The sequence below is a fragment of the Streptomyces sp. NPDC091682 genome, from assembly GCF_044756625.1.
GTDB lineage: Bacteria > Actinomycetota > Actinomycetes > Streptomycetales > Streptomycetaceae > Streptomyces.
Map to the genome: position 1 here is coordinate 97,073 of NZ_JBIVTH010000025.1, position 7,222 is coordinate 104,294.

Genomic DNA, 7,222 nt, shown 5'->3' on the forward strand with positions numbered 1-7,222 from the left:
TCCGTTTCAACTGGGAGAGGTGCCCGGGACGGGTGCCGTTTCGGGTGCCGTTTCGGGTGTTTTCGCAGGTGGGGCACAGGACTGGGCGCTGCCGGCGAAGGGCAGGCGGACGACCATCCGGGTCTCACCGGGACGCGAGCGGGCGGTGATCGACCCGTGGTGGCGCTGGGTCACGATGCGGTAGCTGAGGTGCAGCCCCAGGCCCGTGCCCTTGCCCACGTCCTTGGTGGTGTAGAAGGGTTCGAAGATCCGCGGCAGGGATTCGGCCGGGATGCCGCGGCCGGTGTCGGCGATCTCGACGACCATGCAGACGCCCTCGGCGCGGGCGCGCAGGGTCAGCACCCCGGAGCCCTCCATGGCCTCGGCCGCGTTGTCGACCAGGTTGGTCCACACCTGGTTCAACTCGCTCGGATAGCCCGTCAGTTCGGGCAGACCGGGCTCGTACTCACGCACGATGGTGATGCCGGCGAGCTTGGCGCGCAGCACGACCAGTGTGTTCTCCAGTCCGTCGGTCACCGGGAAGCGCTGTTCGGGCGCCCGGTCGAGGTTGGCGTAATCCCGGGTGGCGGAGACGAGCTGGGAGATCCTGGGCCCCGCGGCCCGGAGCTCCGCCGCGAGCGAGCGGATCTCCAGCAGCGCCGCCAGGTGGTCCAGGGCGGGGGCGAGCGCCGGCTCCCCCACGCCCTCCAGCCGCTCCAACAGCCAGCCCAGCTCCAGTCCGAGGTCCGCCACCCCGGATCCGAGCAGGCCGGGCCGTTCGGTGCCCGCCTCCTCGGCCCAGTCGGCGATCTCCTCCTCGGCATCGGCCTGGGCGAACGGGTCGGTGGTCGCCGGCGGCGGCAGCTTGTCCAGTTCGTCGGCGAGCCGGTCGAGGAGCGAGCGCTCCGCCCCTGAGGCGGCCGCGCCCCAGGCCTGGGCGGTACGGGTGAGCCGCTCCAGGGCGGGGGCCAGTTCCTGGGCGGCCCGGGCCACGGCCGCCGCCGGGTTGTTCAGCTCGTGGGCGAGTCCGGCGGCCAGGGTGCCGAGCGCCTCTACGGTGGCCCGTTTGCGGGCCTGCACCTCGGAGGACTTGATGCGCCAGGCCAGTACGGGGATCAGTACGGCGGCCACCCCGTGGCAGCGGGTCAGCATCTCGAAGAAGACCGGCTTCGGGTAGGCCACCACCGTGGTCGACGGGCCGCTGGCGGCCGCGGTGGCCACGTAGGACCCGTCGGTCAGCAGGGGCAGTTCGCCGGTGAACCGGTGGGCGGCGGACGGCTTGCCGTCGTGGTCCTCGGCGGCGGCGCTCTCCTCCTCGGTGGAGTGCCGGGTGAGCACCTCCTCCCGGCCGTCGACGACCTTGGTGACGACCAGCCCGCCGGAGAGCAGGACGTGGAAGCCGGTGGCCTCTTCGCCGTCCCGGAAGAGGACGTCGCCGTCGGCCAGGACCCGGGGCTCGGACACCGAGACCAGCCAGTCCAGCTGGTCCTCGGTGATCCCGGCGAAGATCTCCAGCTCGCGCAGGGCCGACCGCAGCCCGGGGCCCTTCGTGTCCGCAGCGTTCACGCCGCGCTCCCCTCGGCCCGGGTACGGGCGGCCAGTCGTAGGGTGGCCAGCAGGGCCAGCGCACACACGCCGGCCACGGCGGCCATGAAGCCGACCGAGGTGCGGTGCAGCCCGTGGATGTTGGTGAGCATCCCGGCGAGGACCGCCGGAATGCTCATCGCGAGGTACGCGAAGACGTATACGGCGGCGGTCAGTTCGCCGCGGTGCGCCGGCTGCGCGAGCGTGCTCAGCGCGCGGAACGAACCGAGGAACGCGGCGCCCCAGCCGCTGCCGAGGACGGCCGTGGCCACGAGGAACACGGCGGCCGAGCGGATCCCCAGCGCGAGGAGCACCAGGCCGAGTCCGGCGAGGAGGCCGAACAGACCGAGCACGGCGGTGCGCAGCGCCTCGGTGCTGCCGAGCACCAGCTGGGCGGCGGTGGCGGCGCCGGCGAGCAGGGCGACCGTGGCCCCGCCGACGAGGTAGTTGGTGGACTCCAGCAGCGACAGCGCCAGGTGCGGACCGAGGGAGAGGTAGAAGCCGCCCACCGACCAGACCGCGACGATGGTCAGGACGAGGACGGTGAAGCGACCCCGGGCGTCCGCCGGTACGCGGATCCGGTGCGGGACCACCCGGAAGCGGCCGCCGGCGCCCGGCGCGCTCTCCCGCATCCGGACCACCCCCACCAAGGTCGCGGCGAAGGCCCCGACCAGCAGCAGGTAGCTCAGTGCCGTCGGCGCGGGCGCGAACTGGACGAGGAGTCCGGCCCCGATCCCGCCGAGCCCGATGCCCACGGTGGGGCCGGCGCTGTTGACCTGGGCGCCGAGCGCGGGTCTGGAGGCGGGGCTGAGTTCCAGCAGGGCCGCGCCCATCGCCCCGGTGGCCAGGCCCACGGCGAGCCCCTGGACGGCGCGGGCGGCCAGCAGCAGTCCGAGGCCCCGGGCCCCGGCGAACAGGCCCATCGAGACCATGGCCAGGACCAGTGCGCCGCCCAGGACCGGGCGCCGGCCCAGGGTGTCGGAGAGGGAGCCGAACAGCAGCAGCCCGGCCAGCACGGTGACCGCGTACAGGGCGAAGACCACCGTGATCGTGCCGGAGGAGAGCCCCCACTCCTGCTGGTAGAGCACGTAGAGGGCGGAGGGCACGGAGGAGGAGAGCATCAGCAGCACGAGGACCGCTCCCACCACCCAGAAGCCGGAGCCTCTGGGCGCACTGGCCGCGCGGGCGGCTGGGTGCACGGTTACCCCCGTGGTCGTCTCGGATGTGTCGGCCACTGCGTCACTCAACTCCCCCGTGATGGGGCCCGTGGCGGGCCCCGTGGCGTGCCCTTCCGGGCTATCGGTCGAGGGCCTGCTCGGCCCTCTGCAAGGCTCGGGCCGTGAGGACCCCCACGAGATGACCGAGGTACTCGGCCGAGGTGCCGCGCCCGGGGACGAAGAGCTCCCTGGGTTCGGCGCGGAAGGCCGCGAGCACGGCGTCCGTGCCGTACGGGCCCCCGCGCAGCCGGTCCTCGACCCCGCGCAGCCGCAAGGGCCGGGGGGTGGCCCCGGTGACGGCGATGCGCGGCCCGCCGGGGGTGATCCGTACGGCGGTGGCGCACACCGGGTAGCGGGTGGCGCGGTCGGCGGTCTTCTCGAAGGCGGCGGCAGGTCCCGCGGCCGGTACGAGCAGCGCGGTGAGGACCGCGGCGGTGGGCGGGCTGCCGGCCGCGAGCTCTTCGGCGGCCAGGGTGGAGCGCCCGCCGGGGCCGGCCAGTTCGACCACGGCGTCGGCGGCCATGGCGGCGACCGGCAGGTCGGTGGCCCGCCCGGCGGCGGCGAGGTTGCCGCCGACGGTGCCGAGGTTGCGCACCTGGGGGTCGCCGTTGGCGCGGGCCGCGGCGGCCAGTTCCGGGGCTTCGGCGAGCGCCAGCGGGTCGGCGGCGAGCTCGGCGAGCGTGGTGAGGGACCCGATCCGCAGCCGGGTGCCGTCGGGCGTGCGCGTGACGCCGCGCAGCTCCGCCAGCCGCCGGATGTCGACCAGCAGGGCGGCCCGGTCGGCTCCCGCACGTAGGTCGGGCAGCAGGCTCTGGCCTCCGGCCAGGACCCGGGCGCCACGCGTCCCGGACAACAGGGTGAGCGCCTCGTCGAGGTCGGCGGGCCGCACGTAGTCGAACTCGGTGAGGATCACTGGGCTTCCCCTCTCAGGCGGCGCCAGACCTTCTCGGGGGTGAGGGGCATGTCGATGTGCTGGACACCCAGGTCGGACAGGGCGTCGACGACGGCGTTGACGACGGCCGCGGCGGGCGGGACGGTGGCGATCTCGCCGGCCCCCTTGGCGCCGAGCGGATTGTGCGGGCTGGGCGTGACGGTCTTGTCGAGCGTGAAGAGCGGCACGTCGGCGGCGCGCGGCAGGGCGTACGTGGTCAGGTCGGAGCTGATGAGCAGGCCCTGTTCGTCGTAGACGGCGGCCTCCATCAGGGCCTGGCCCAGGCCGTGCGTGATGCTGCCCTCGATCTGACCGAGGACGATCTTGGGGTTGCCGATGTGGCCGGCGTCGTCGACGGCGGTGTAGGACACCACCTCGGTCTCGCCGGTCAGTTCGTCGATCTCGACGACCGCCACGTGCGTGCCGAAGGGGTAGTTGAAGTCCGGCGGGTCGAAGTGGGTGGTCTCGTCGAGGGCGGGTTCGATCTCCGCGGGCAGCCCCCAGCCGTACCACATGGCCGTGGCCAGCTCGGCAAAGGTCTTGGTGTTCTGCTCGTTGCCCTCTTCGTAGACGCGGCCGCCCTCGTAGACCACCTTGTCCTCGGGGACCCCGAGGAAGACGGCACCGGCACGGATCAACTTGCTCTTGATCTTGCGGGCGGTGAGGGCGACGGCGGGCGCGGCCATGCTGTAGGAGCGGGACCCGTAGGTGCCGTGCCCGTACGGGGCCTTCTGCGTGTCGCCCTCCAGGACCTGGACGGTGTCCGGGTCGATGCCGAACTCGTCGGCGGCGACCTGCGCGAAGACCGTGCCGTGGCTCTGGCCCGTGGAGGCGGAACCCACGATGACGGTGACCTCGCCGGTCGGGTGGACGCGGATGTTCGCGCTCTCCCAGCTGCCGCCGAGCATGCCCTCCTGGGACATCCGGGTGGAGGGGCCGACCCCGCAGATCGCCACGTAGGTGGCGAGGCCGACGCCGAGCCGCTTGCCGCGGGTGCGGGCCTCGGCCTTGCGGGCGGGCATGTCGGCGTAGCCCGACAGCTCGATGGCCTTGTCGAAGTTCAGCTGGTAGTTCCCGGAGTCGTAGGTCCAGCCGAGGCCGTTGTCGTACGGGAACTTCTCCTTCGGCACCAGGTTCTTGCGGCGGACGGCCGCCGGGTCCATGCCGATCTCGCCGGCGTACCGGTCGACGAGGCGCTCCATGAGGAAGGCGGCCTCGGCGCGCCCGCTGCCGCGCTGGGCGCCGAGCGAGACGGTGTTGGTGAAGGCGGCGTAGACCTCGCAGAAGGCGGCGTCGATGTCGTACATGCCGCTGATGGAGCGGCCCATCAGGGCGGTGGCGACACCGGGGCCGATCGTCGAGGGGTACGCGCCGAGGTTGGCGTAGCTGGTGCAGCGCACGGCGGTGATCCGGCCGTCGCGGGTGCCGGCGAGCGTCACGTGCTGGCGGTGGTCGCGGCCCTGGACGGTGGAGTTCATCAGCCCGGTGCGGGTGTCCACCCACTTCACGGGCCGGCCGAGCGCCTTGGACAGCAGCAGCACCAGCGCCATGTCGGGGTACAGGTAGCCCTTGGTGCCGAAGCTGCCGCCGACGGTCGGGGCGATCACCCGGAGCTTGTTGAAGGGGATGCCGAGGACCAGCGCGGAGAGCAGGAAGCGGTGGTTGTGCGGGCCCTGGGTGGAGGCGTAGAGCGTGTACTCGCCGGTGGCCGCGTTGTAGTCGCCGACGGCGCCGCGCGGCTCGATGGGGCTGTTGATGGTGCGCTGGTTGACGAGGTCGAGCTCGACGGTGACCTCGGCTTCGGCGAGGGCCGCGTCGGTCCGGTCCTTGTCGCCGCAGGTCCAGTACGCGTTCAGGTTGCCGGGGACGGTCTCGTGCAGCTGGGGCGCGCCCTCGGCGAGCGCCTCGTCGGCGCGGGTGACCACGGGCAGCGGCTCGTACTCGACGGCGATGGCGGCGAGCGCCGCGGTGGCTTGGCGCGGGGTCTCGGCGACGACCACGGCGATGGGGTCGCCCACGTGCCGGACGGTGTCGCCGGTCAGGACCGGGCGGGCGCCGGGCAGTCCGTAGGGGTGGGGCGGGAAGTGGCTCTCGACGCCGCCGGGGATCCAGATGCAGGGCAGCGGCATGACGTCGGTGAAGTCGGCGGCGGTGGCCACCTTGAGCACGCCGGGCAGCTGCTCGGCGGCCTTGGTCTCGATGGAGAGGATCTTCGCGTGCGCCACCGGGCTGCCCAGGATGGCCATGTGGGCGGTGCACGGCAGGTCGATGTCCGCCACGTACGTGGCTTCGCCGCGCAGCAGCTGCGGATCCTCACGGCTGTCCAGTGGCTGCCCGAGGACTCCGCTCCCCGTGGCCGGGGTCTCCCCCGTCACTGCGGTCATGTCCCTCACACCTCCTGTCCGGCAGTGGTGGATGCGGCGACGGCGGGCTCGCCGACACCGGAGGGCGCCTCGGCGCGGGCTGCCGCACAGGCGCGCTGCACGCCCCGTACGACGCTGTGGTAGCCGGTGCAGCGGCACAGGTTGCCGGTGAGCCACTCGCGGATCTCGGGTTCGGTGGGGGCCTCGCCGCCGGCGGTGGAGTCGACGAGTTCGCCCAGCGCCATGACCATGCCGGGGGTGCAGAAGCCGCACTGGGTGCCGTGCTCCTGGCGCAGTGCCTCCTGGAGGCCGGACAGTTCACCGCCGCGGGTGGTCTCGCCCTCGATGGTGGCCACCTCGCTGCCGGCGGCGGAGACGGTCAGGACCAGGCAGCTCTTGACGGACCGGCCGTCGAGGCGGACGACGCAGGTGCCGCACTGGCCGGTGTCACAGCCGACCTTGGTGCCGGTGAGCCCGAGGCCGTCGCGGAGCCGTTCCACGAGCAGTTCGTTCGGCCGCGCCGTGAACTGCTCGGGTCTTCCGTTCACATTCAGTGTGATATCCATGCCAGCGCCTGCGCTTCCGTGAGCGGCCGGTTGAAAAGGGGCCCGCCGGGCTGTTGGAGAATTCCTCCGGAGTGCAACGGGCCGGTGTCCACGGGTGCGAATCCCAGATCCGTGATGATTCCCGCGACGATTTCCTTCGACTTCGCGTCGTCGCCGGCGGTGAAATGTGCCAGGCGCTCTCCGGGGGCGGTGCCGGCGACGGCGAGGGTTTCGAAATGCATGGTGTTCAGGGATTTGACGACCTGGGCGTCGGGGTACCACTCGGCGACCAGGTCGCTGGAGCCGCGCCCGCCGAGGTCGGCGGGGGTGCCGGGGCCGCCGAACGCGTTCGTGGCGTCCACGAGCACCTTGTCCTGCACGGCGTACGGCGGGAGCAGCCCGCGGACGCGTTCGAAGGGCACCATCAGCACCAGGAGTTCGGCCCGGTCGGGGGGGGGGGGGGGGGGGGGGGCCGCCGCGCCCCCCCCCCCCCCCCCCCCCCCCCCCCCCCCCCCCCCCCCCGCCGCCCCGCCGGGGGGGGGGGGGGGGCCCCCCCGGGCCCCCCCCCCCCCCCCCCCCCCCCCAACCCAGGCCGAACGGCAG

The 7,222-nt window shown here is 73.3% G+C and carries 6 protein-coding genes; all 6 read right to left on the reverse strand.

The window, feature by feature from the left end:
• Positions 1 to 6: 6 nt before the first annotated feature.
• Entirely contained in the window at positions 7 to 1,545 is a 1,539-nt protein-coding gene (locus ACIQK6_RS36880; protein ID WP_329104104.1) for an ATP-binding protein, read from the reverse strand.
• Complete coding sequence (locus tag ACIQK6_RS36885) at positions 1,542 to 2,798, reverse strand: MFS transporter (protein ID WP_329104102.1); 1,257 nt, start codon at positions 2,796 to 2,798, stop codon at positions 1,542 to 1,544. Before ACIQK6_RS36885 ends, ACIQK6_RS36880 begins: the two co-directional genes overlap by 4 nt.
• Before the next feature lie 61 nt (positions 2,799 to 2,859).
• Positions 2,860 to 3,693 carry an FAD binding domain-containing protein gene (locus tag ACIQK6_RS36890; protein ID WP_402696844.1) on the reverse strand — a complete coding sequence of 278 codons (834 nt, stop codon included), beginning with the start codon at positions 3,691 to 3,693 and terminating at the stop codon, positions 2,860 to 2,862.
• A complete protein-coding gene (locus ACIQK6_RS36895) occupies positions 3,690 to 6,095 on the reverse strand; it encodes a xanthine dehydrogenase family protein molybdopterin-binding subunit (RefSeq protein WP_402696845.1) in 2,406 nt (801 codons plus the stop codon). Before ACIQK6_RS36895 ends, ACIQK6_RS36890 begins: the two co-directional genes overlap by 4 nt.
• A gap of 5 nt (positions 6,096 to 6,100) precedes the next feature.
• Positions 6,101 to 6,622, reverse strand: coding sequence for a (2Fe-2S)-binding protein (locus tag ACIQK6_RS36900; protein ID WP_329104097.1), 522 nt, complete (start codon positions 6,620 to 6,622; stop codon positions 6,101 to 6,103).
• Positions 6,623 to 6,624: 2 nt separating this feature from the next.
• A complete protein-coding gene (locus ACIQK6_RS36905; RefSeq protein ID WP_402696847.1) occupies positions 6,625 to 7,044 on the reverse strand; it encodes an NADPH-dependent F420 reductase in 420 nt (139 codons plus the stop codon).
• Between the last annotated feature and the right edge of the window lie 178 nt (positions 7,045 to 7,222).